The sequence below is a fragment of the Candidatus Pelagibacter sp. PS_10_02 genome, assembly GCF_059418005.1.
In genome coordinates, this window is record NZ_CM182076.1 from 126,449 (window position 1) to 150,039 (window position 23,591).

General features: G+C 27.3%; 26 protein-coding genes, 2 tRNA genes and 1 rRNA gene. All 29 read left to right on the forward strand.

The genetic code is table 11. The annotated features are described in order from the left end of the window. Positions 1–20 precede the first annotated feature (20 nt). A tRNA-Ile gene (locus tag AC5SL1_RS00665) sits at positions 21–97 on the forward strand. Between the two features lie 9 nt (positions 98–106). Beyond that, a tRNA-Ala gene (locus tag AC5SL1_RS00670) sits at positions 107–182 on the forward strand. 149 nt (positions 183–331) lie between these two features. Then, a 23S ribosomal RNA gene (locus AC5SL1_RS00675) occupies positions 332–3,085 on the forward strand. A 258-nt stretch (positions 3,086–3,343) separates the two neighbouring features. Further along, positions 3,344–4,036, forward strand: a complete 693-nt coding sequence (locus tag AC5SL1_RS00680; RefSeq protein WP_494599825.1) for a methyltransferase — start codon at positions 3,344–3,346, stop codon at positions 4,034–4,036. A 2-nt stretch (positions 4,037–4,038) separates the two neighbouring features. Continuing rightward, entirely contained in the window at positions 4,039–4,290 is a 252-nt protein-coding gene (locus AC5SL1_RS00685) for a hypothetical protein (RefSeq protein ID WP_494599827.1), read from the forward strand. A gap of 162 nt (positions 4,291–4,452) precedes the next feature. After that, positions 4,453–5,271 carry a ketoacyl-ACP synthase III gene (locus AC5SL1_RS00690; protein WP_494599829.1) on the forward strand — a complete coding sequence of 273 codons (819 nt, stop codon included), beginning with the start codon at positions 4,453–4,455 and terminating at the stop codon, positions 5,269–5,271. A gap of 16 nt (positions 5,272–5,287) precedes the next feature. Then, positions 5,288–5,830 (forward strand): UDP-4-amino-4,6-dideoxy-N-acetyl-beta-L-altrosamine N-acetyltransferase, encoded by a 543-nt coding sequence (pseH, locus tag AC5SL1_RS00695; RefSeq protein WP_494599831.1) that lies wholly within the window; start codon positions 5,288–5,290, stop codon positions 5,828–5,830. Positions 5,831–5,846: 16 nt separating this feature from the next. Continuing rightward, positions 5,847–6,527 carry an SDR family oxidoreductase gene (locus AC5SL1_RS00700; RefSeq protein WP_494599833.1) on the forward strand — a complete coding sequence of 227 codons (681 nt, stop codon included), beginning with the start codon at positions 5,847–5,849 and terminating at the stop codon, positions 6,525–6,527. A 52-nt stretch (positions 6,528–6,579) separates the two neighbouring features. Beyond that, positions 6,580–6,780 (forward strand): hypothetical protein, encoded by a 201-nt coding sequence (locus AC5SL1_RS00705; RefSeq protein ID WP_494599835.1) that lies wholly within the window; start codon positions 6,580–6,582, stop codon positions 6,778–6,780. Then, positions 6,780–7,850, forward strand: coding sequence for a pseudaminic acid synthase (pseI, locus tag AC5SL1_RS00710; protein ID WP_494599837.1), 1,071 nt, complete (start codon positions 6,780–6,782; stop codon positions 7,848–7,850). Before AC5SL1_RS00705 ends, pseI begins: the two co-directional genes overlap by 1 nt. Before the next feature lie 88 nt (positions 7,851–7,938). Next, the gene (pseF, locus tag AC5SL1_RS00715; RefSeq protein WP_494599839.1) at positions 7,939–8,622 is read left to right on the forward strand and encodes a pseudaminic acid cytidylyltransferase; all 684 of its coding nucleotides are present in this window, start codon (positions 7,939–7,941) and stop codon (positions 8,620–8,622) included. Positions 8,623–8,629: 7 nt separating this feature from the next. After that, a complete protein-coding gene (locus tag AC5SL1_RS00720) occupies positions 8,630–8,785 on the forward strand; it encodes a hypothetical protein (RefSeq protein ID WP_494599841.1) in 156 nt (51 codons plus the stop codon). After that, positions 8,754–9,320, forward strand: coding sequence for a Gfo/Idh/MocA family oxidoreductase (locus AC5SL1_RS00725; protein ID WP_494599843.1), 567 nt, complete (start codon positions 8,754–8,756; stop codon positions 9,318–9,320). The genes AC5SL1_RS00720 and AC5SL1_RS00725 overlap by 32 nt, the downstream gene beginning before the upstream one ends. Further along, positions 9,317–9,529: a hypothetical protein gene (locus AC5SL1_RS00730; protein ID WP_494599845.1), complete on the forward strand. Its 213-nt coding sequence runs from the start codon at positions 9,317–9,319 to the stop codon at positions 9,527–9,529. The genes AC5SL1_RS00725 and AC5SL1_RS00730 overlap by 4 nt, the downstream gene beginning before the upstream one ends. After that, complete coding sequence (locus AC5SL1_RS00735) at positions 9,522–10,736, forward strand: DegT/DnrJ/EryC1/StrS aminotransferase family protein (RefSeq protein ID WP_494599847.1); 1,215 nt, start codon at positions 9,522–9,524, stop codon at positions 10,734–10,736. The genes AC5SL1_RS00730 and AC5SL1_RS00735 overlap by 8 nt, the downstream gene beginning before the upstream one ends. A 1-nt stretch (position 10,737) precedes the next feature. Continuing rightward, positions 10,738–11,580 (forward strand): hypothetical protein, encoded by an 843-nt coding sequence (locus tag AC5SL1_RS00740; RefSeq protein ID WP_494599849.1) that lies wholly within the window; start codon positions 10,738–10,740, stop codon positions 11,578–11,580. Between the two features lie 27 nt (positions 11,581–11,607). After that, positions 11,608–12,621 carry a hypothetical protein gene (locus AC5SL1_RS00745; RefSeq protein ID WP_494599851.1) on the forward strand — a complete coding sequence of 338 codons (1,014 nt, stop codon included), beginning with the start codon at positions 11,608–11,610 and terminating at the stop codon, positions 12,619–12,621. 41 nt (positions 12,622–12,662) lie between these two features. Next, positions 12,663–13,886: a class I SAM-dependent methyltransferase gene (locus AC5SL1_RS00750; RefSeq protein ID WP_494599853.1), complete on the forward strand. Its 1,224-nt coding sequence runs from the start codon at positions 12,663–12,665 to the stop codon at positions 13,884–13,886. Between the two features lie 46 nt (positions 13,887–13,932). Further along, positions 13,933–14,832, forward strand: a complete 900-nt coding sequence (locus tag AC5SL1_RS00755) for a GDP-mannose 4,6-dehydratase (RefSeq protein ID WP_494599855.1) — start codon at positions 13,933–13,935, stop codon at positions 14,830–14,832. Positions 14,833–14,890: 58 nt separating this feature from the next. Then, positions 14,891–15,703, forward strand: a complete 813-nt coding sequence (locus AC5SL1_RS00760; protein ID WP_494599857.1) for a phytanoyl-CoA dioxygenase family protein — start codon at positions 14,891–14,893, stop codon at positions 15,701–15,703. 42 nt (positions 15,704–15,745) lie between these two features. Beyond that, positions 15,746–16,399 carry a TylF/MycF/NovP-related O-methyltransferase gene (locus AC5SL1_RS00765; protein WP_494599859.1) on the forward strand — a complete coding sequence of 218 codons (654 nt, stop codon included), beginning with the start codon at positions 15,746–15,748 and terminating at the stop codon, positions 16,397–16,399. 19 nt (positions 16,400–16,418) lie between these two features. Then, positions 16,419–17,582 carry a UDP-4-amino-4,6-dideoxy-N-acetyl-beta-L-altrosamine transaminase gene (pseC, locus tag AC5SL1_RS00770; RefSeq protein WP_494599861.1) on the forward strand — a complete coding sequence of 388 codons (1,164 nt, stop codon included), beginning with the start codon at positions 16,419–16,421 and terminating at the stop codon, positions 17,580–17,582. A gap of 58 nt (positions 17,583–17,640) precedes the next feature. Further along, positions 17,641–18,489 (forward strand): N-acetylneuraminate synthase family protein, encoded by an 849-nt coding sequence (locus AC5SL1_RS00775; protein WP_494599863.1) that lies wholly within the window; start codon positions 17,641–17,643, stop codon positions 18,487–18,489. 29 nt (positions 18,490–18,518) lie between these two features. Further along, entirely contained in the window at positions 18,519–19,292 is a 774-nt protein-coding gene (locus AC5SL1_RS00780) for a phytanoyl-CoA dioxygenase family protein (protein ID WP_494599865.1), read from the forward strand. Between the two features lie 117 nt (positions 19,293–19,409). Then, positions 19,410–20,279, forward strand: a complete 870-nt coding sequence (locus AC5SL1_RS00785) for an aminotransferase class IV (RefSeq protein ID WP_494599867.1) — start codon at positions 19,410–19,412, stop codon at positions 20,277–20,279. Positions 20,280–20,283: 4 nt separating this feature from the next. Next, positions 20,284–21,213 (forward strand): dihydrodipicolinate synthase family protein, encoded by a 930-nt coding sequence (locus AC5SL1_RS00790; RefSeq protein ID WP_494599869.1) that lies wholly within the window; start codon positions 20,284–20,286, stop codon positions 21,211–21,213. After that, positions 21,210–22,238 (forward strand): N-acetylneuraminate synthase family protein, encoded by a 1,029-nt coding sequence (locus tag AC5SL1_RS00795; protein ID WP_494599871.1) that lies wholly within the window; start codon positions 21,210–21,212, stop codon positions 22,236–22,238. Before AC5SL1_RS00790 ends, AC5SL1_RS00795 begins: the two co-directional genes overlap by 4 nt. Beyond that, positions 22,238–22,918 (forward strand): cytidylyltransferase domain-containing protein, encoded by a 681-nt coding sequence (locus AC5SL1_RS00800; RefSeq protein ID WP_494599873.1) that lies wholly within the window; start codon positions 22,238–22,240, stop codon positions 22,916–22,918. The genes AC5SL1_RS00795 and AC5SL1_RS00800 overlap by 1 nt, the downstream gene beginning before the upstream one ends. Continuing rightward, positions 22,915–23,562: a hypothetical protein gene (locus AC5SL1_RS00805; protein ID WP_494599875.1), complete on the forward strand. Its 648-nt coding sequence runs from the start codon at positions 22,915–22,917 to the stop codon at positions 23,560–23,562. The genes AC5SL1_RS00800 and AC5SL1_RS00805 overlap by 4 nt, the downstream gene beginning before the upstream one ends. Positions 23,563–23,591: the final 29 nt, after the last annotated feature.

Here is a 23,591-nt window from a genome sequence, read left to right on the forward strand (position 1 = left end):
AGTAATGTTTCCTTCTTGTAGGGCCGGTAGCTCAGTTGGTTAGAGCACACCCTTGATAAGGGTGGGGTCGAAAGTTCGAGTCTTTCTCGGCCCACCATACTTAACTGGGGGATTAGCTCAGCTGGGAGAGCGCCTGATTTGCATTCAGGAGGTCAGCGGTTCGATCCCGCTATCCTCCACCAGGAAACATTTAGTTATTAAAACTGTAAATAAAAATAATTTATATCAATATCTATATCCGAACATTAAAAGTTATTATTTAATGTTCAAAATAAAAATTTGATCACAACATAGATAAATTTTCTGTTAAAAGAATTTTTTTCTGTGCATAAATCAAGCGTTTAAGGGCGTGTAGTGGATGCCTTGGCACTGAAAGCCGATGAAGGACGTGATATACTGCGATAAGTTTCGGGGAGCTGTATGTAAGCTTTGATCCGAAAATTTCCGAATGGGGAAACCCACCACTTTATGTGGTACTTTAAACTGAATACATAGGTTTAAAGAGACAACCTGGAGAACTGAAACATCTAAGTAACCAGAGGAAAAGAAATCAATTGAGATTCCGTTAGTAGTGGCGAGCGAACGCGGAGTAGGCCAGTAGTTTTGTTAGAAAAATTTGAATAGTTTGGAAATGCTAACCATAGAGGGTGATAGTCCCGTATGAGTAATGTCTAACAAAATTCTTGAGTAAAGCGGGACACGAGAAATCCTGCTCGAATATAGGGGGACCACCCTCTAAGCCTAAATACTCTTCAGTGACCGATAGTGAACTAGTACCGTGAGGGAAAGGTGAAAAGAACCCCTATTAGGGGAGTGAAATAGAACCTGAAACTGCATGCCTACAATCAGTCCGAGCCCTTTTTAGGGTGAGGGCGTACCTTTTGTATAATGGGTCAGTGACTTAATTTATTAAGCAAGCTTAAGCCATCTAGGTGTAGGCGCAGCGAAAGCAAGTCTTAATAGGGCGATTAGTTTAATGAATTAGACCCGAAAACGAATGAGCTTACCATGAGCAGGTTGAAAGTTGGGTAACACCAACCGGAGGACCGAACCAGTTGACGTTGAAAAGTCTTTGGATGACTTGTGGTAAGGGGTGAAAGGCCAACCAAATTCGTAGATAGCTGGTTTTCCGCGAAAACTATTTAGGTAGTGCGTCGAATAAATAGATGTTTAGAGGTAGAGCACTAAATGGGCTAGGGGGAAGAGATTCTTACCAAACCTAATAAAACTCCGAATGCTAGACATTGTTCTTCGGCAGACAGACTGTGGGTGCTAAGGTCCATGGTCGAGAGGGAAAGAGCCCAGACCACCAGATAAGGTCCCAAAATCATGATTAAGTGTGAAAGGATGTGGAAATTCCTTAACAGCCGGGAGGTTGGCTTAGAAGCAGCCATCCTTTAAAGATAGCGTAACAGCTCACCGGTCTAATAGAGTTTCTGCGCCGAAGATGTAACGGGGCTAAAATCATGTACCGAATCTGTGGCTTTGCAAAGTTTTCGAACTTTGTAAGGGGTAGCGGAACGTTCTGTAAGCCTGCGAAGGGATACCCGTGAGGGATCCTGGAGGTATCAGAAGTGCGAATGCTGACATAAGTAACGATAAACGAAGTGAAAAACTTCGTCGCCGAAAATCTAAGGGTTTCTATGCAAGGTTAATCCGCGTAGAGTTAGTCGGCACCTAAGGCGAGGGCGAAAGCCGTAGTCGATGGAAACAAGGTTAATATTCCTTGACCTGATGGTAGTGACGGATTTCGTAAGTTGTGAGTTCTTAATGGATTGAACTTGCCGCGAAGAAGTCCCAAGAAATAGCTCCATCATGAAGACCGTACCCGAAACCGACACAGGTAGATTAATAGAGTATATTTAGGCGCTTGAGAGAATGATGTTGAAGGAACTCGGCAAAATGCTTCCGTAACTTCGGGATAAGGAAGACCCTTTTGTAGGCAACTATAGAAGGGTGGCACAAGCCAGGGAGAAGCGACTGTTTATCAAAAACACAGGGCTCTGCTAACACGTAAGTGGATGTATAGGGTCTGACGCCTGCCCGGTGCTGGAAGGTTAATGCGGTTGGTGCAAGCTAACTTCTGAAGCCCCAGTAAACGGCGGCCGTAACTATAACGGTCCTAAGGTAGCGAAATTCCTTGTCGGGTAAGTTCCGACCTGCATGAATGGCGTAACGATTTCTCCGCTGTCTCCAACATCAACTCAGTGAAATTGAATTCTCCGTGAAGATGCGGAGTTCGCGTAGTTAGACGGAAAGACCCCGTGCACCTTTACTGCAACTTTACATTGGTGTTAGGAAAAACATATTTAGCATAGGAGGGAGACTTTGAAGCAAAAGCGTCAGCTTTTGTGGAGTCACCAGTGAAATACCTCTTTTGTTTTTCTTGACATCTAACCGCTAGCCGTCATCCGGCAGCGAGACATTGTATGGTGGGTAGTTTGACTGGGGCGGTCGCCTCCCAAATAGTAACGGAGGCGTGCGAAGGTAGGCTCAGAACGGTCAGAAATCGTTCGTAGAGTGCAATGGCATAAGCCTGCCTGACTGTGAGACTGACAAGTCGAGCAGAGACGAAAGTCGGTCATAGTGATCCGGTGGTTCTGAGTGGAAGGGCCATCGCTCAACGGATAAAAGGTACGCCGGGGATAACAGGCTGATACTGCCCAAGAGCTCATATCGACGGCAGTGTTTGGCACCTCGATGTCGGCTCATCACATCCTGGGGCTGGAGCAGGTCCCAAGGGTTTGGCTGTTCGCCAATTAAAGTGGTACGTGAGCTGGGTTCAGAACGTCGTGAGACAGTTCGGTCCCTATCTGCTATGCGTGTAGAAGAATTGAGAGGAGTTGACCCTAGTACGAGAGGACCGGGTTGAACATACCACTGGTGGACCTGTTGTGGCGCCAGCCGCAGTGCAGGGTAGCTAAGTATGGAAGAGATAACTGCTGAAAGCATCTAAGCGGGAAACTCACCTCAAAACTAGTTCTTCCTATAGAGCCGTGGTAGACCACCACGTTGATAGGCTGGATGTGGAAGCGCAGTAATGCGTGTAGCTGACCAGTACTAATAGCTCAATTGGCTTGATTTATGCACTGAAAAAAATTTTTAAATGATTTTAAAGATAACTGATATTTTTATTTTATAACCCCAGTTGTTAAAACTGGGGTTTTTTTTTGTTAATTTTATTAAAACGAAATTAATAAATGAAAAAATTTTGGTAGATCAAAATTATAATTATAAAGAGTTAGATAAAAATAAAAATACTAGACAATAAATATTAACTTGAAATTATACCCAGCAGTGAGCTAAACATATATTCTGAATAACAAGTGTATAACCAATAAATATGGCAACCAGCAAAAATCCTATTATTAATTATAAAAAAAATACGTTTGTACCAACTGGCACTAGCGACTTATTAGTTGAGTCTATAAAAAAAAAGTTAAAAATTAAAGGTGATGTATTAGACTTAGGAGCAGGATCAGGATATGTGGGAATAAAATTACTAAGTTTATTTAAAGATAAGTTTAATTTATTTGCTTCTGACATTGGAAGAACTGCAACACAAATAATAAAATCAAATGCCAAAATTAATAAAAAAGATGTCATTGTAAGAACTGGAAGTTTATTTAAACCGTGGAAAAACTATAAATTTGACTTTATTCTTAATGATGTTTCTGGAATTTCAGAAGATGTAGCCAAAATATCTCCATGGTTTAAAGATGTAAGTTGTAAATCTGGGAAAGATGGAACAAAACTTACCATACAGATAATAAAAGAGTCAAAAAATTTTTTAAGCAAAAAAGGAGTAATTTGCTTCCCCATTTTATCTTTTGCTAATGAAAATAAAGTTTTAGAAACTGTAAAAAAAAATTTTAAATATGTTAAAAAAATTGGCTATAAAGAGTGGTTGCTACCTAAAGAAATGATATCAAAAGTTTTAATACTAGAAAGACTTAAGAAAAAAGGTTATATAAATTTTAAAAAAAAATTTGGTTTAGTTATATGGACAACTAAGGTTTATATAGCTTATAATTAAAAATGAGTAAATTTATTTCAAAAAAAGAAATTTTTAAAATTATTGCTAAATCTTTAAGTGTTCCAGAAAAAAAGATTAATGAAAAAGCTGACTCTAACAACTTTGAAGAGTGGGACTCGATGAGCCATCTTAATATTTTGATAGCTCTTGATAAAAAATTATCAGGTAAAGCTCAAAAAATTCAAGAACTATCAGAGGCTTATTCTGTAAAAAAAATTATCCAAATTATGGATAAAAAAAAACTACTTAAATAAATTGATATATAATTTATCTATAAAAGCTATAGAGATCGCACTACCAAAAAACAGTTTTAAAATCTCCTCTTTGAAAAAAAAAATCCCTCTTGGGATATTAAAAAAATAATAGCTAAAACTGGTATTGAGAAAATTTGGTACACTAAAAAAAATCAAACAGCTTTGGATCTAGCTTTTGAAGCATCAAAAAAGGTTTTAAAAAAAATTAATAAAAAATCGATAGACACGTTAATTTATGTGACACAATCACCAGAATATTTTCTTCCAACTACAGCCTGTATATTACAATATAAACTTGGACTTAATAATAATGTAAAAGCATTTGATATAAATTTAGGATGTTCGGGATTTGTTTATGCCTTATTTGTTGCAAGTTCATTAGTGCAAAATAACATGGGTAAAAATATTTTAATTGTATGTGCTGACACTTACACAAAATATATAGAAAGTTCTGATAGAACGAACAAAACAATTTTTAGTGATGGAGCCTCAGCGACCCTAGTCTCTAAATCAAAAAAAAAATATTTTGGTAATTTTTTAATGGGAACAGATGGAAGTGGATATAAAGATTTAATAGTTGAGAGAGGTGCTTCTAGAGATGGATTTCAAGATGCAAACAAGGCAAAACTATTTATGAACGGATCTAAAATTTTTATGTTTACTATTGCAAACATACCTCAAAATATTAAAAAACTTTTAAAAATTTCAAAAATTAAAAAAGAAAAAATTAAGACTTTTTTCTTTCATCAAGGAAGTAAAGTTATTTTAAATAGTTTAAAAAACTCATTAAATTTACCTAATGAAAAAGTATATAATAATTTAAGATTTTTAGGAAATACTGTATCTTCAACAATTCCTTTTAGTTTGAAGCAGGCAAATACAGAAAAAAAAATTAATAATAATGACTTAATTGTTCTTTCAGGATTTGGTGTTGGTTTATCTTGGGGATCATGCATCATTAAATGGAATAATTTAAAATAAAATGGACGTATAAAGATTGTTTTCTCAAAAAAAAATAAAATTTAAAAAAATCTTATCAAAAGATTTAAAAAAAATATTCATGTGGAGAAATGATCTATTTATCAGATCAATGATGCTCAACCAAAATAAAATTTCTTATAAAGAGCATTTAAGTTGGTACAAAAATTTATTACAAAGCAAAACTCAAAAAAGTTACATTATTTGTTACAAACGCACACCAATAGGAGTAGCATCTATAAAAGAGATAGACTTAATCAACCAAACGTGTACATGGGGATTTTATATAGCAAATAATGCTTTTAGATACTTAGCAGTACTAGTAGAATATGAATTTATTGATTTAATTTTCAAAAATAAGAAAATTAGAAAAATTTGGGGTGAAACATTATCTTATAACAAAAGTATACTTAAGATTCACAAATATTTAGGTTTTACAATTAATGGAGTTTATAAAGAGCATATTAGGGTAAATAATAAGTTTCATGATTTAATCTTAACATCATTATTTAAAAAAGATTGGAATATATCTAAAAAAAAAATATTACTTAAGTTATATTGACTGAAATAAATTTATTATGATTATTTTGACAGGAGTATCAGGAGGCATAGGGTTACCGTTAGCTAAACAAGTTTCAAAAATAGATAAGGTAATAGGAATATATAATAAAAATAAACCTAAAATTAAAATTAAAAATGTTACATTTTTAAAATGTGATATTTCAAAAGAAAAAGAAATACTTAAACTAGACAAATATATTAAAAGTAAAGATAAATTAGTCTTAATTTCAGCTGCAGCGGTTAAATTTGATAATCTATTGATTAATCAAACAATAAATAGTTGGAAAAAAATGATTGATACCAATCTCGGATCAAACTTTTTGTTATGTAAATATTTGATAAAAAAAATGATTTTTTGTAAATGGGGAAGAATTATTTTTTTTTCTTCAACAGGTGCGAAAAGAGGAGACATAGGAACTGCAGGTTATTCTGCTTCAAAAACTGGACTTTATGGTTTATCAAAAGTGATTAGCAAAGAGTATGCTCAATATAATATTACATCAAATATTTTTGAATTAGGTGCATTTGAAGCTGGTATGTATAAAAAATTAGATAAAAAAGAAAAAATCAAGATAATAAATAAGTTAGCAAATAAAAAACTAGGAACAATTGAGGAAATAGCTCATGCAATTAAATTTTTAATTAAGTCAAATTTTATCAATGGATCAAATATCAAAATTGATGGTGGAGCAGATTAATTACATATACAAATTATTTTTTTGTATGATATTGGTTTAATGAAGTCAAAAAATGAAAAAAAAAGATTTAAAAATATTTAACAAAATAGAAAGCATAAGGTCTAAAAATAATAAAAATTGGATGGACTTACTAAGATTGTCTTACGAGTCTAATCCCAATAAAACATTATCTATTTTGTCTAAGATCATATCGAAAGACCAGACCTTAGTGAAACTTGCTAGACAATTAAAAAAAATTAAAACTCAAAAATAATGAATTTTAAGATTGGCAATAGAATTGTCTCTGATAAAAAACCCCCTTTAGTTATATTAGAAATATCTGCAAATCATCAGAATTCAAAAAAAAAAATATTTACACTTATAGATAAAGCAAAAGAAATTGGGGCTGAAGCTATTAAATTTCAAACTTTTAATCTAGAGGATATGACCCTTAATTCTAATTCAAAAGAATTTTTAATAAAAAAAAAATTTAAAAATGATAATTGGAATAATAGATCGCTTTATAGTCTTTATAAAGAGGCTCAATTTCCGTTTGAGTGGCATAAAGAAGTTTTTAATTATGCAAAAAAAAAAGGTCTGATATGTTTTAGCAGTGTATTTGATAATTTTTCACTTAATTTTTTAGAGAATTTGGATGTAGTTGCCTATAAAGTGGCCTCTCTAGAAAGTCATCACTTTCCACTTATTAGAAATATTTGTAAGACAAAAAAGCCAATAATTGTTTCCACTGGTACATTATCGACAACAGAAATAGATGAGCTTGTATTATTTTTAGAGAAGTATGCAAAAAATAAATTTGCAATTCTTCATTGTGTTACAGAATACCCCGCAAACAATAGAAATATGAATTTAAAAACTATACCCTATTTAAAAAAAAAACATAAATGTATAGTAGGATTTTCTGACCATACCAATGGAATCGGTGCAGCAATTACCTCAGTTGCTTTTGGTGCAAATATAATTGAAAAACATTTTTGTCTTAAAAATCAAAGCAAAAGTTTAGACTCAAATTTCTCTATTGATCCTGAGGCTACCAAATTATTACTTAATGAAGTACAAAATGCTTGGCTTTCAATTGGAAAAGTAAAAAAAACGACTCCAAGAGTAGAAAATGTGTATAAAAAATATAGCAGGTCTATTTATACTTATAGAGAAATAAAAAAAGGAGACGTCATAAGTGATAAAAATATAAAAATTATTAGACCTGGATTTGGTGTTTTGCCAAAATATTATTCTAAGTTAATTGGAAAAATTTGTCCGATCAATATTAAAAAAAACGTGCCTATAAAAAAAAATTTTTTAAAAAAACTAAAAATAGTATAAATATTTGATAACACAAATTAATTATACATTTAAAGAGTTTTAGCTTATAAATATTTAAATAGGTTTAGTTTAATTTTAAAAAAATTTTATGCTGATTGGTGTTATTCCTGCAAGATCAAAAAGTAAAAGGATTAAAAATAAAAATATCAAGTTAGTTGGTGGAAAGCCTATTATTGCTTGGACTATTGAGGCAGCAAAAAGATCAAAAATTTTTGATAAAATAATTGTTTCCACCGATTCACAAATTATTGCAAAAATAGCCAGAAAATATGGTGCTGAAACACCTTTTTTTAGATCTCAGAAATTATCAGATGATTATACTAGTGTAAAAGATGTAATGAAAAATACCATTAAAAGTTTTAATAAATTATCTTTTTACAAGTATTACTGTTTACTGTACGCAACTGCTCCATTTATTTCACATTACGACTTAATTAAAGGATTTAAAAAAATTAAAAGTAAACAAAATTTTGATTTTGTTATTTCGATGACAGAGGTTGATAATAGATTTTTAAGAGGTGTTTTGAATAAAAATAAGCAGATTTTTCCTTTAATTAAAAATAAAGTAACGTGTAGATCTCAGGATTTACCCAAAGTTTATTTAGACAGTGCGCATTTTGTATTTGGAAAAAATTCGTCTTGGTTAAAAAAAAAACACCCTTTTTTATTAAAATCATCAATGATTAAAATTCCGCAAAATAGGTTTATAGATATAGATAATATTTCAGACTTTAAAGAGTTAAAAAAAAAGTTCAAAAAAAAGAAATACTAACAATTTTATGAATGTTGCAATAATTGGACTTGGTAACATTGGTTTTAATTACGATAAAAATAAAAAAAAAAAATTTCTTTCCTTATCAAAATCTTTTTACAAATCAGATTTTTTTAAATTAAAAATAGGAATTGATAAAAAAAAAAATAAGAGAGAATTTTAAAAAAAAATATTCTTCTGTAAAAATTTTTGATAATATATCTTCATTGAAGAGTGAAAAAATTGATTTATTTGTTATAAGTACTCCAACAAAAGAACATTATAAGTGTGTTAATCAAATATTGAGATACTCGAAAAAACCAAATTTAATTATTGAGAAGCCTATTTCTAATAAGATAAAAGAATTTAGAAAAGTGTTTAAAATTTTGAAGTCGAAAAAGATTAATACATTTTTAAATTATCAAAGACAATCAAATCCTATATTTTTAAAATTGAAGGAAAATTTAAAAAAATCAAAAGAAACAGAAATATTAGTAAAGTATTCAAAAGGAATTTACAATAATGCATCTCATTATTTAACGTATCTTTTATCTGTATATGGTAAAGCTGTGAAAATTATAAAAACTCAAAATTTAAAAAAAAATAAGAATGATTATCTTGTTGACTTTGATTTAAGATGTAAAGAATGTCATATTAAGTTTAGGTATACAAAAAAAAAAATCAAATGGTTTGCTCTAATGATAAAATTTCTTTTTTGAGTAACAAAGACAAAATTATATTTAAATTTAAAAAAAAAAATTTGTATGATAAAAAAAGAATATCAAAAATATTTGATTGTTATCAATTACATGTAATTAAAAATTTAGAAAATTATTTTAAAAAAAAAAAGCACAATCTTTGTTTTTTAGATAAAAATTATAGAACAGAGGAAATGATTAACGATATAATTAATTATAAAAATGTTTAAAAAATTTAACACATACAATTCCAAAGAAGTTCAAGCAGCCATAAAAGTAATTAAAAGTGGTAGTTTATCCAACTTTATTGGTGAGTGGGGAAATAAATTTTATGGAGGTGAGCTAATTCAAAAAATGGAGAGGAAATATGCTAATTACTTTAAGGTAAAATATGCTATTTCAGTAAATTCGTGGACATCGGGATTGACCTGCGCAATTGGCGCGCTAGATATCGAGCCAGGTGATGAAATAATTTTACCTACATGGACCATGTCAGCATGCGCAGCATCAATTTTACATTGGAATGCAATTCCAGTCTTTGCAGATATTGATCCAATAACACTTAACATAGATGTTGATTCAGTTAAAAAAAATATATCAAAAAGAACAAAAGCAATTTTGGCGGTTGATATTAGTGGAAGACCTGCAAACATTGTAGATTTAAAAAAAATAATTGGTAAAAAGAAAGTTAAAATCATTTCAGATAGTGCACAATCTCCCCATGCTAAATATGATAATAAAAAGTTTGCTGGAACCATTGCAGATATAGGTGGAATAAGTTTAAACTATCATAAACATATTCATACAGGTGAAGGGGGAATAATATTTACAAATAACAAAGTATTGGCAGAAAAAATGATGATGATACGTAATCATGCAGAAGCTGTTTTAAGAGATAGAAAAAATTTTAAACTAAATAATATGATTGGTTATAATTTTAGACTTGGAGAGATTGAAGCAGCGATAGCTATGGAACAATTAAAAAAATTAAAAACAATAGTTGAAAAAAGAGTAAAAATTGCAAATTATTTAACAAGTAAATTAAGAGACATTCCTCAATTAATATTACCAGAAAATAAATCAGATTTTTCGAATGTTTATTATACTTACCCAATTATTTTGAATAAAAGATTTAAATTAAGTAGAAATAAAATTTTAAGATACTTAAAAAAAAAGAAAATACCTGGGTTTAGAGCAGGTTATTGGAACCTTCACTTATTACCAATGTTTCAAAAAAAAATTGCATACGGTAAAGGAAATTATCCTTGGAACTGGGGAAGTAGAAAAATCTCATATAAAAAAGGTATTTGTCCTAATGCTGAAAGTTTAAATGACAAGTATTTTATTGGTTTCGGTATCTCTAATTATGATCTTAAAATAAAAGATATAAATCTAATTTCATACCATTTTCATCAGATATTTAAAAAAAAATACTAAAATGATTTTTAGTAAGAATAATTATTTAATAATTGGATATCAGACAGCATCTTTAAAAAACTTAGTTTTTTTTTTAAAGATCAAAAAAAAGAAGATTAAATTTTTAAATTTCAAACACTTTAAAAAACCAGAAATAGAAAAAAAATCTTTATTAAAGAAATCAAAATTGTTGGATAAAATTAAAAGATTATCAAAAAAATTTGAGATAATTTTGGGTACAAGCGAAAAGAAACTAGAAATTAATTTAGCGAATTTTTTTTATAAAAACAAAATAACTTATAATTTTTATATAGATTCAAATATTAACTTAAAAAAAAGGTTTGTAGGGCTTAATAATTTTCCTAAAAATATTCTATGTATAAATAAGCTAACAATTGATAAAATGAAATATTTGACAAGGCATGTAAATTCAAAAATAAATTTTTTTGATTTGAGAATGCCTTATCAAAATTTTTTAAAAAAAAAATTTTCAAAATTAGTAAGAAAAGATATTAACCTTTTGTACCTATCGAGTAATAAAGGGATAAGGATTGAAGAGAAAATAATAAAGATGGTCTGTACAAATTTCACTCGACATAATAAAATTTTTATTAAAATACATCCAAGAGAAAATATTAATCACTGGAAGAAGAAAATATTTAAGGATCAAAGAATAAAACTGATAAAAAATATAGATTTTTATAACGATTTGAATATAAGAAAAGTTTTTGGGATAGATACGATGGGAATTGTTAATTACAAGTTTGCTGGTTTTGAGGCTAAATTTCTTAAATCAAAATACTCAAACAAATCTTTTTTGGAATTTTTCAAAAAATACAATATTAAATGTTATGACAATATTTAAAATTGGATTTATTATAGATCAATCTTGATGAATTTAAAATTTATAAAGAAAAAAAACACCCTTTCATTTTTGGTAACTCACGTCCCTCAGGAAAGTGAAACAATATTTCCAATAATTAATGAACTAAACAAAGCAAAAAAAAAAATATTTGTGGTTTTTTACAGAAAGGAATTATTTGATTATTATTGCAAAAATAAGATATTCAAAATTATAAAAAATCAAAATAACGTTAAAATATTATTTCTTAAGAATAGAATATACAAATTAATTGGTTCCATTTATATTTTCTTTAAATCAGATGAAATATTTTTAGGAGACGGTATAAAAAATAATTATAAAACTTTCTTTTCTAAACTTAATATTTTTTTTAGAAAAGAATTTTTTATTTTTAGGCATTCTACAGGGACCCTTATTAAAAATAATCATTTTTTAAGATTCAAAGAAAATGTGGAATTTAATAAAAAATTAATAAATTTGGTATCCACAGAAAAATGTAAAGAAATGTTAATATTAAACGGTTATAAAAAGGTATTTGTAATAGGAGAAGTTTATTGTGATAAGAATTATCTAAAATTAGCAGATAGTAACACTCAAAAATTAAGAGATTATATACTGTTATTTAGTTATAAGTCTAATTTAAGTTGGTTTAAATATTTTGATAAAGTAGAACATTATAAAGCTATCACTCAGCTTTTAAATAAACATTATAAGAAAAAAACTTTAATAATTAAACCACATCCTTCAGAAAATATTTCTGAAATAAGAAAAATTTTAATGTTACTTAAATTTTATAATTTTAAAATTGTAAGCGAAAATAGTATTTCACTTGCAATTAATGCAAGTTTAGTTATTTCTCTGAATACTTCTGCAGGACTAATGAGTTTTAAAAATAAAATTCCAACAGTAAATCTTTGTTTTGCAACAAGTGCTAAGAAGGAAGAAAGATTAGAAAAATCTAAAAATGTAAGTTTTTTAGAGGGTATACCGAGTGTATATAATAACCAAGAATTCGAAATTTTTTTAATCAATTTGAAAAATTAATTTTTTAATATAGTATATATTTTGTATTGGTTGATTTAAGTATGAAAATTCAAAAATGTCGTTCATGTAAAAGTTCTAAATTAAAAAAGATTTTTAATCTTGGTAATCAAAAACTCACAGGGGTCTTTTTATACAAAAAAAAACAAAATATACCAAGCGGTTCACTGTCGATGCTTTTTTGTGATAGTTGTAAATTGCTACAATTAGAAAACTCGTTTGATGCAAATACTATGTATGGTGAAAATTATGGATATTTGTCGTCTTTAAATAAAGCAATGTTAGATCACTTGCAAAATAAATCTAAAAAACTACAAAAAATTGCAGATCTAAAAAATGGAGACATTATAATTGATATAGGAAGTAATGATGGAAGTTTTCTTGGTTTTTTTGAAAAAAAATATAAACTCATTGGTGTTGATCCTACAATTAAAAAATTAAAAAATTTCTATCGAAAAGACATAATTCAAGTTGATAATTTCTTCAAAAAAAAATTTATTAAAAAATTTTTAACAAAGGATGCTAAATTAATAACTTCAATTAGCATGTTTTATGATCTTGAGAGTCCATTAGACTTTTCATTAGAAGTTTTTGATATTTTGCATGATGATGGTATTTGGCATCTTGAACAAAGTTATATGCCCATGATGCTTAAGCATAACTCTTATGACACAATTTGTCATGAACATCTGGAATATTATTCGTTAACATCTATTAAAAATATTTTTGATAAAGCTGGATTTAAGATTATCGACTTAGATTTTAATGATATAAATGGAGGAAGTTTTGCAATAACAGTTGCTAAAAAAAAATCAAAAAAACATCAAGAGATATCAAAATTAGTTGATTGGTTGCTTAAAAAAGAGGAGGTATACAGTTATAATCACCCAAAAACTTTTCTTAATTTTTTTGAGAATGTAAAAAAACATAAACTTGTCTTAAGGAATCTCCTTCTTAATTTAAAGGATATGAAAAAAAAAGTGTTAGGATACGGTGCCTCAACTAAAGGTAACGTCATTTTACAATACTGTAACATAGACGAAACTTTGATCCCCTTTATTGCTGAGGTTAATAAATATAAGTTTAATAAATATACGCCAGGAAGTAAAATAAAGATAATTTCTGAAAATGATGCCAGATCTCTAAGTCCAGATTATTTTTTGGTTTTACCTTGGCATTTTAAAAATTTCATAATTAATAAAGAAAAAAAATTTCTTGATAAAAATGGTAAACTAATTTTTCCACTCCCAGATATCGAAATCATCTAATTTTACTAAGATTAATAAATAGCAGACATCTTTAATAAAAAAACAAATGAAAAAAAATTTTTTAATTACAGGAGCTAAAGGCCAAGATGGATTAATTTTATCTGATGTATTAATTAAAAAAGGATATAAAGTTTTTGGATTAATAAAGAAAAAAAAATATTCTAACTTTGTTGAAAAAGTCAAATATCTTCAATCGAATTTATCTAATAAAAAGCAAGTTTTAAAATTACTAATTGATATAAAGCCAGATGTTATAATTCATTTTGGGTCTACCAATCCTTCATTTGATGAAAGAAGTAAAAAAAATTTTTTTTATAATAGAAATTTTTTGGAAACAAAAAATTTGATTGATGCATCATTATTTACAAAAAGAAAAATAAGTTTTTTATTCGCTAATTCAGCTCAAATAATTAAAAAAAGTAAAAAAAAGAAATTAAATGAAAAAAGTAATCTATATGATTATAACGACTATACAAAGTTTAGATATGGTGTTTTAAAATATCTAAAGAATATTAAAAAAAACAATCATTTCAAGTTTATTAATTTAATACTTTTTAATCATGACTCAAAATTTAGAAATTCAAAATTTTTAATACCAAGAATAATAAAATATATCAAAAATAAAGATTTTGGTTCTTTAAACGAAATATACAGTCAAAATATTTCTGGAGATTTTTCCCATGCTGAAGATATTTGTAACGCAATATATTTGCTTATAAAAAAAAATAAAAATATAGATAATCTGATTTTGTCTAGTGGAAAAAAAACAAAAATTAACGATATAATTAAACTTTTAATGAAATTATCAGGGTTAAATTATAAATTTCCGTTACCAAAAAAATCACTAAATATGTCTCTTGGTGATAACAGATTAGCTAAAAAAATTTTAAGATGGAAAATTAAGAAAAATATCTATTTAGCGGTTAAAGAAATTTACAAGAATTGAAAAAGAGAGTTAAAATTTCTTATTGTATTTTTTATTTATAAATATAAAGTTTAACAGAATGAATGTTGCTTATTTAAATCAAATAAAAAAAAAAGGTTATGTAGTAATTAAAAATGCATTTCCAAAAAATAAAATTCACAAATTACTCGTTGAAGCAAAGGATTTAAATCAAAAAAAAGATAATCTTGTAAAAGCTAGATTGGCGGTTGACAGCAAACTAATTATAAGCCCTCACTCTCACTCTATTAATTTTTTGGAAATAATTAATCACAAAATGATAGAATATCTTTGCATGAGATTATTAAATGATCCTTTTTACAACAGTTTAAAAAATCTACCAAATTATTGTCTAAATCACTCAATAATCAGGTCGAGTGGGAAAAAAGTTTTGAAATTTCATAGAGATGATAGAAATCCACCATCAACTAGTAATGAGGTATGCTACCTTCAATTTATTTTAGCACTAGAAGAGTCAAATAAAAAAAATGGTTGTACAATTGTTGTACCAGGGTCACACAAAAAAAATACATATGTCCAAAATATTAATAAACACAAAAAAAAATATATTGAACTGAAAGCAGGTGACTTATTAATTTATGATGGAAGACTGTGGCATTCAGCAGGTAGCAATAAAACAGATAGCACGAGATGGATGTTTATTTTTGGTTTTGCGAGATGGTATTTAAGACAAACGTATGATTTTACGCGTAATATGAGTAAAAAATTACTTAAAACTTTATCAAAAAAGGATATCTTAAAATTAGGATTTCACGCAATTACAAAATTTGATGAGAAAGACAGTGACACAACTGGGCAAAGAGGCAATTTTAATTATGCCATGAAAAACTATAAAAAAAGACTTAATCTTTAAAAATATTTGTAGAAATAAAAAATTAATGAACAAAAAAATTCTATGAAAAAATTGATAATAAATATTATATACTTTTTTGTAGCAAAAATTTCTAAAATTTTAAAAGAAGAATCAATAGATAACTTAACTACTAAACAAATTAACTTAGTAATAAGACTAAATTTTTTTTATGATTTAGCAAAACATGTTCATGGTGATTTTATTGAATTAGGATCTGGTTCGTTGAGGAAATCTACTATATTAGCAAATTTATTAAAATATCACCCTACAATGAAAAAAAGACTACATTGTTTTGATACATTTAATGGATATCCAAAAGAGGTATTGGATAAAAATAAAGGTTTTAATAAAGATCTTTATAAATATGACATAAACGAGCTTAAAAAACTTATCATAAAAAATAATTTGTTTGATATTTTGATGATGTACCAAGGACTGCTGCCAGAAACCTTAGAAAAAAATCTAAGACATATAAAATCTGTTTCGTTGGTTTATGTAGATTGTAATGATTTTGATACAGCACTTTCGTGCTTAGAGCTAATAAGAGGTAAACTTTCTAAAGGAGCTGTAATTATATGTGATGAGTTTTATGAAGGGGGAGAGACTAAGGCTTTGATGACATTTGCAAAAAAATACAATTACAAAATTAATACAACAAAATTTACTGATGAGAATATTCTTTATTTAATAAATTAATTTTTTAGTAAAAAAATAAATGAAAAAAAAAATAATTCCTTACAGTAGACATTTTGTAGATAAAGATGATATAAAAAGCGTAATTAAGGTTTTAAAATCTGATTTTTTAACAACAGGTCCTACTGTAAAAATTTTTGAGGAAAAGATAAGCAAATTTTGTAAGTCTAAATTTTCTATTTGTGTAAGTAACGCGAGTGCTGGACTTCATCTTGGTTGTATTGCTTTGGGTTTGACACACAAAGATATTGTTTGGACAACAGGAATAACATTTGTTTCATCGATAAACGCAGCTCTTCATTGTAAATCAAAAATAGATTTAGTTGATATAGATAATGATGATTTTAATATTTCTGTTGAACACTTAGAAAAAAAATTAAAAATTGCGAAATTTTCAAAAAAATTACCAAAAGTTTTAATTGTAGTACATTTGGGTGGAGTGCCTTGCAACATGAAAAAAATTTATAATTTATCTAAAAAATATAAATTTAAAATTATTGAGGATGCATCACACGCTTTTGGATCAAAATATGATAATAAATACGTTGGAAACTGCAAATATTCGGAGATGACTATTTTCAGTTTTCATCCAGTGAAAACTTTTACCACAGGTGAGGGTGGAGTTGTAACAACTAACAACATTAAGATTGCAAAAAAAATTTATAGTTTAAGGGAACACGGTTTAATACGTAGTAAAAAAGAATTTAGAAATAAAAAGGAAGGCCCCTGGTATTACGAACAACAAAATCTTGGTTTTAACTATAGAATGAGCGATATTCATGCTGCACTAGGTATTAGTCAGTTAAAGAAATTTAAAAAGTTTGTTAAACGAAGAAATCAAATTGCAAAAATTTACATAAAAGAACTAATTGATTTTCCAATAAAATTTCAAAAGACAAATAAAAGCTTTTCCTCATATCATCTATTGATAGCCAAATTTCCTAAAATCTATCACAATAAAATATTTAGACTTCTTAGGGACAAAAATATTAGAGTAAATAAACATTATACACCATTATATATGCATCCTTTTTTTAAATTAAACCAAAGAAAATATTCATTTAATCTCAAAAATTCACAAGATTATTATGAGACCGCAATAAGTCTACCTAATTATTTTCATTTAACTAAAAAAGAAATTTATTATGTGATAAATATAATAAAAAAATTTTTTAATAAAAAATAAGATTGTTGGTATAAAAAATATTTATTGTGATTTGTAAATAATAAAGTATCAATGTTGAATGAAAAATCAGAGAAAAAAACCTTTTTTAATTGCTGAGATTGGTATTAATCATAATGGGTCATTACAATTAGCTTATAAACTTATCGATTTAGCAAAAAAATACAATTTTGATTCAGTAAAATTTCAAAAAAGAGAGCCTGATATATCTACTCCTGAATATTTAAAAAATAAATTAAGGGAAACTCCTTGGGGTAATATTACTTATCTAAATTATAAAAAAAAAATTGAATTTAATATATCTGACTTTAAAAAGATTAACTCTTATTGCAAAAAGAAGAAAATAATTTGGTTTTTTTCTGCATGGGATATTCCGAGTCAAAAAAAAATGAAACAATTTAAATGTAAGTTTAATAAAATTGCATCTGCGATGTTAACAAATTTAGACTTAATAAAAGTTGTAGCCAAAGAAAGAAAGAAAACATTTATCTCTACCGGCATGGCCACACTAAAAGATATACAAATTGCACTTAAAATTTTTAAAAAAGAATCGTGCCCTGTTGTTTTACTTCATTGTGTTTCAACTTATCCTTGTCCAGAGAATGAATTAAATTTAAATTTGATAAAAACGTATAAATCAAAATTTAAAAATTTAGAAATAGGATATAGTGGACACGAAAGTTCTGTTTCACCATCAATTTTGGCTTGGTTTTTGGGAGCGCAATATATTGAGAGGCATATTACTTTGGATAGATCTATGTGGGGCACTGATCAATCATCTTCATTAGAAGAAGCTGGTATTAAAACTCTTTCGAGCACCCTTCAAAAATATCCCAACATGTTTGGTGATGGTAAAAAAGTATTAGATATAAAAGAAAAAAAATTACTTGAAAAATTTAAATACTGGTAAATTAATAAATAAATGTCTAATATATTCTGATGTTAAATAACCTTGACATCATTAAATTAAATAAAAATTTTAAAAAAAATGGATTTGTAAAGATTAAAGGATTTCTTCCAATAAAAAAAATTAATTCTATAAATAATGATATTAAAACTGTAACCAAATTATTAATAAACAGAAAAAAAAAATATAAACATTTACATTTTACAAGCGATGGAAAGGTAAATACTCTTCACAATATTAACAAATTAAGAGTAAATAGTTATTTGAAAAAATTAGCAACCTCGAAAAAAATACAAAATTTAGTAAAATCCATCTTGGTTTCAAAATCCATAAAAGTAAGAAATATTGAATTTTTTTTAAAACCTAAAAAAACAGGTTTGGCTTCTCCTGTTCATCAGGACAATTTTTATTGGAATATAGTAGATCCATCTAAGGCGATTAATATGTGGATAGCTTGTGATAAATCTAATAAGTCAAACGGCGGTGTTTTTTATTATCCGACTTCGCATAATAAGGGCCTATTGCCTCATATAATTTCAAAACAAAAAGGATCATCCCAGATGATTTGTACAAAGAAATTAAATCAAATTAAGATTAAAAAAAAATATATTAATCTCAAAAAAGGCGATTGTGTCATTCATCATCCAGAAGTTATACACGGCAGTAATGCTAATTTATCAAATAATAATAGAAGTGGAGTTGCTTTAAGTTTTAAATCGAAAAATGTTTTGATTGATAAATTGAATACTAAAAAATACAAGTCTCGTGTTAAAAAAAATTTACAATATTTAAAAAAGAAGGCTTAACTGACAAAAAAAATTTCTAATAGACTTGTATATTTTAATGGGAACTTTGTAGATGAAAAAGATGCGAGAGTTTCAATTTATGACTCGGCATTAATGTTTGGAGATATGGTTTTTGAAATGACAAGGTCATTTAACAAAATTCAATTTAAACTTGGCGAGCATATAGATAGACTATTTCATGGAGTAAAAACATACCATATTCCACTTAAAATCAGCAAAGAAGAATTAAAGGAAATATGTTTTGAGACTGTAAAAAAAAATGAACCTTTGTTTGATAATGATGATGAACATAGATTGATGATAAACATTAGCAGGGGCCCATTGGGTGTATATTCAAAGGTTTTCAACAACAAATTGGAACCTACTGTTATTGTTGCCGATTTTCCATTGAGTTGGACTGTTTCTGGTATGTCAAAATATTATGATGATGGAATAAATGCAGTAATTACAAATCAAAAAGCAATACCAGCGAGATATCTTGATCCAAAAATAAAAAATAGAAGTAGAGTTTTTTATCAATTAGCTAACATAGAAGCTTCAAAAATAAAAGGTGAAAATAATTGGGCATTACTTTTAGATGAGAATGGAAGAGTAGCAGAAGGAACAGGATGCAATTTTTTTATAATTAAAAACAATAAAATTTTAACCCCCAAAGGAGTTGATGGTCTAATTGGCATATCTAGAAATTATATTTTCGAACTATGTGAACAATTAAAATTAGAATGTTTAGAGGCTGACATTGAGCCTTTTCATGTTTACGATGCAGATGAAGCATTTATGACAGCTACGCCATTTTGTTTATTGCCAGTAAAAAGCTTAAACAGTGTTATTATTGGAGATGGCAAATTTGGAAAAATTTCAAAAAAATTAATTGAAAAGTGGAGTGAAAATGTTGGTGTTAATATTATAGACCAATTAAAATCCTATAATAAAAAAGAGGATAATTTTAAAAACTCAATTGCTCCGACCCCATATAAATTTAAATAAAAATATGAAATCTTCAAAAAAGATAAACATTAGAGGACCTGTTTACCCTATATGTCCTTCATTCAATAAAAACGAGGATCTGGATATAAATGAAACTATAAATTATATCAAGTACTTAGAAAAAAGAGGTGCGAAGAATTTTATAATCACGGCAGGCACTAGTAGGGTTAATTTATTAGATGACCAAGAATTAAAAACCCTCAACGAAATTTTATGTAAAAATACTAATAGTATGTCTATCAAAATAGTATCAAATCATGTTTATGGAGATCTTAAAAAAAATTTAGAATTTATTGAACATGCAAAAAAAATTAAAGCAAATGCAATTATAATATATATATCAGAGAGATATTATGGAGATAATGCAATTTATGAATTTTTTAAAACAATAGATAGATATTGTGGTAAGTTAAAATTTTTTATTCATTGTGCAAATTTGAGAAATGAAGTTAAAGGGAAAGGTGACTTTGTAAGTATATCAAAAAATCTTTTTAATAAATTACTAAGATTGAAAAATTTTTCAGGTATCAAGGAAGAATTTGGAGATCCAAGATTAAGGTATGAGATAATTTCAAGTTATTCCAATAAAATAGATATTATCACAGCTGGTCCATCAATGCAGGGGTATATTTCAAATCATCTTTTTGGTCTAAATGCATACCTATCATCTGTTGGAAGTTTTGATCCAAAAATAGAGGAGAATTTTTACAATGAATTAATTAATAATAGGAATTTTGAAAGATCTATCCAATATATTAAAAAATATGAGGATTATTGGGAAAGCGAATTAGATGAAGGCTGGCATATCTCCATGAAAGCTGCATTGAACATTATGGGTTTGATGAAGATATATGAAAGAAAACCTATGAAGCCTGTAGAAAAAAAAAGTTATGATAAGATTAAAAAGAATTTAAAGAACATAGGACTAATATGATAAGAAAATTTAAAATTGGGGATAAAATAATAGGTAATAAAATTTTTATCATAGCTGAAATGGCATGTGCTCACGGAGGAAAATTTAATTATGCAAAAAAAATTATAGATGCAGCTGCTAGATCAAATGCTGATGCTATTCAGTTTGAAGTTTATGAGCCTGATTTAACATGTATACCAGGTACTAATGAAAACAAAGAATTAAGACAAGTTTACTTTAATAAAAAACAGTGGTTAAGCCTTTTTTCTTATGCCAAAAGAAAAAAACTTAAAGTATTTTCATTCTGCTATGATTTAGATGCTTTAATTTTTTCAATTAAATCAAAAGTAGATTGTATAAAAGTAAATTCATCTGATCTTTTAAATATAGATTTTCTAGACACTTTAGTAAAAACTAAAATTCCATTTACCCTTGGCACTGGAAGCTCAAAGTTAGAAGAAATAGAATTTTCAATAAATTATCTTAAAAAAAGAAACAAACATAACTTCATAATAATGCATGGTGTTCAGAATTTTCCCACGAAGTTATTAAACGAAAGAATTAATAAAGTTTCAATTATTAAAAAAAAATTCAAAAATTTTGTAGGTTATGCTAATCATACTGCTGGAAATTTAGATGAGGCTAAATTTATTGATTTAATAGCAATTGGAGCAGGCGCAAAAGTTCTGGAGAAACATATAATTATTAATAGAAAAGATAAACACTTTGATTATTTTTCATCATTAGAGCCAAAAGAATTTAAAAATTATGTATCGTTTATGAAGAAAGGCCAGTCTGCTTTTGATACTTATAATGGGTTTGAAATAACAAAATCGGACACTAAATATAGAATTTTTCAAAAAAAAAGCATTGTCCTTTCTAAAGATGTAAAGAAAGGTGATAAATTGAGTAGAGAAAATATTTGTTTTATTCGAAATATGATAGAGGAGGGAATAGCTCCCAATAAATATAAGCAAGTTAAAAAAAAATATTTCAAAAAAAATTTCAAAAAATTTAGTGTTCTTAAGTATTCAATGTTAAAGTAATGAAAATAGTTTCTATAATTCCGGCAAGATCTGGATCAAAAAGATTAAAGAATAAAAACATATCAAGGTTAGGTGATAAACCTTTGATAAATCACATTCTTGAAAAATTAGTTCATATTAAAGTGATTTCAAAAATTATAATATCAACAGATTATCCTCAAATTGACAAATTTATAAAGAAAAAAAATAAAAAAATAATTATAGAAAAAAGGCCAAAAGAATTGGCCTCTGACAAATCTACAGCTTTGGATGTAGTTAAGTCAATAATGAAAAAATATCCAAATTTTGATGTTTATTCATATCACCTACCAACATGTCCTTTTGTATCTAAAATAGATTTAACAAAAGGATTTAATATAATAAAAAAAAAAAATATTGATTTTTCAGTTAGTGTTATAAAATATGAAGACCCGATAGAAATAGCAGTTAAATTTCAAAATGATAAGAATTTAATAAAACCTGTATTTAATAATTTAAAAAAAAATAAGACTAACTCTTTGCAAATTCCTCAAAGTTTTAGACCATCAGGTGGCTTTTATATCGGAAAAAAAAGTTCTATTATGAAGTATGGAAACTTTTTTTCAGGAAAAGTTTATGGTATTAAATTTAGTAATAAAAAATTTGTTGATATTGACACAAAAAAAAACCTTGATTATGCTAATTTTTTGTTGAAAAAATGAAAATTTATAACCTAAAAGATACAAACGTCGACCTAGAAGAATTAAAACAACATTGTAATTCACTTTATTCTACAGTGAACCAAAATGAAGTAAGTAGCTGGAATTATAACGAGTTAAATTTATATTTCAAAAATTTAGTAAGTATTTTTCAAGATCATTTTGATTTAGACGAAAAAAAATTTTTTTTAAGAAAATTAAGAATAGAAAAAAATTCAAAAAAAATTTATGATGATAAAAAGTTGCCTTATATTCCACACATAGATTTCAATAGATGCTTAAAGTTTATGATTTATTTAAATGATGTAGATCAAAATAATGGCTCTATTCATATTAGCAATGTTGATCCTGAAACTTATGAAAAAAAAAGACTTAATCTTAAGCCGAACACACCCTCAATTAATAATAATCATATCACAGACTTAGAAAAAGATTCTTACCTTCCGATGATTGGAAAGGCAGGTGATATTATATTTTTTGATACTAATCAGCCTCATTTTGGAGGCAGTTATTCATCAAAAGATTTAAATAGATTTATTTTGAGGATTGATTTTATAAACTCAGATTGGAAATATCCATATGTGAAAAAAGAAAACCTTTTTAAAAAAATAATTAGAAATTTACTTAGACTCAATTCGTATCTTTAATTATTACTTTTTATTATTAAAAAAATTGT

Coding starts and splice junctions, on each gene's coding strand:
- AC5SL1_RS00680 (WP_494599825.1), top strand. CDS start 3,344: ATGGCAACCAGCAAAAATCCTATTATTAATTATAAAAAAAATACGTTT.
- AC5SL1_RS00685 (WP_494599827.1), top strand. CDS start 4,039: ATGAGTAAATTTATTTCAAAAAAAGAAATTTTTAAAATTATTGCTAAA.
- AC5SL1_RS00700 (WP_494599833.1), top strand. CDS start 5,847: ATGATTATTTTGACAGGAGTATCAGGAGGCATAGGGTTACCGTTAGCT.
- AC5SL1_RS00705 (WP_494599835.1), top strand. CDS start 6,580: ATGAAAAAAAAAGATTTAAAAATATTTAACAAAATAGAAAGCATAAGG.
- pseI (WP_494599837.1), top strand. CDS start 6,780: ATGAATTTTAAGATTGGCAATAGAATTGTCTCTGATAAAAAACCCCCT.
- pseF (WP_494599839.1), top strand. CDS start 7,939: ATGCTGATTGGTGTTATTCCTGCAAGATCAAAAAGTAAAAGGATTAAA.
- AC5SL1_RS00720 (WP_494599841.1), top strand. CDS start 8,630: ATGAATGTTGCAATAATTGGACTTGGTAACATTGGTTTTAATTACGAT.
- AC5SL1_RS00735 (WP_494599847.1), top strand. CDS start 9,522: ATGTTTAAAAAATTTAACACATACAATTCCAAAGAAGTTCAAGCAGCC.
- AC5SL1_RS00740 (WP_494599849.1), top strand. CDS start 10,738: ATGATTTTTAGTAAGAATAATTATTTAATAATTGGATATCAGACAGCA.
- AC5SL1_RS00745 (WP_494599851.1), top strand. CDS start 11,608: ATGAATTTAAAATTTATAAAGAAAAAAAACACCCTTTCATTTTTGGTA.
- AC5SL1_RS00750 (WP_494599853.1), top strand. CDS start 12,663: ATGAAAATTCAAAAATGTCGTTCATGTAAAAGTTCTAAATTAAAAAAG.
- AC5SL1_RS00755 (WP_494599855.1), top strand. CDS start 13,933: ATGAAAAAAAATTTTTTAATTACAGGAGCTAAAGGCCAAGATGGATTA.
- AC5SL1_RS00760 (WP_494599857.1), top strand. CDS start 14,891: ATGAATGTTGCTTATTTAAATCAAATAAAAAAAAAAGGTTATGTAGTA.
- AC5SL1_RS00765 (WP_494599859.1), top strand. CDS start 15,746: ATGAAAAAATTGATAATAAATATTATATACTTTTTTGTAGCAAAAATT.
- pseC (WP_494599861.1), top strand. CDS start 16,419: ATGAAAAAAAAAATAATTCCTTACAGTAGACATTTTGTAGATAAAGAT.
- AC5SL1_RS00775 (WP_494599863.1), top strand. CDS start 17,641: ATGAAAAATCAGAGAAAAAAACCTTTTTTAATTGCTGAGATTGGTATT.
- AC5SL1_RS00780 (WP_494599865.1), top strand. CDS start 18,519: ATGTTAAATAACCTTGACATCATTAAATTAAATAAAAATTTTAAAAAA.
- AC5SL1_RS00785 (WP_494599867.1), top strand. CDS start 19,410: ATGACAAGGTCATTTAACAAAATTCAATTTAAACTTGGCGAGCATATA.
- AC5SL1_RS00790 (WP_494599869.1), top strand. CDS start 20,284: ATGAAATCTTCAAAAAAGATAAACATTAGAGGACCTGTTTACCCTATA.
- AC5SL1_RS00795 (WP_494599871.1), top strand. CDS start 21,210: ATGATAAGAAAATTTAAAATTGGGGATAAAATAATAGGTAATAAAATT.
- AC5SL1_RS00800 (WP_494599873.1), top strand. CDS start 22,238: ATGAAAATAGTTTCTATAATTCCGGCAAGATCTGGATCAAAAAGATTA.
- AC5SL1_RS00805 (WP_494599875.1), top strand. CDS start 22,915: ATGAAAATTTATAACCTAAAAGATACAAACGTCGACCTAGAAGAATTA.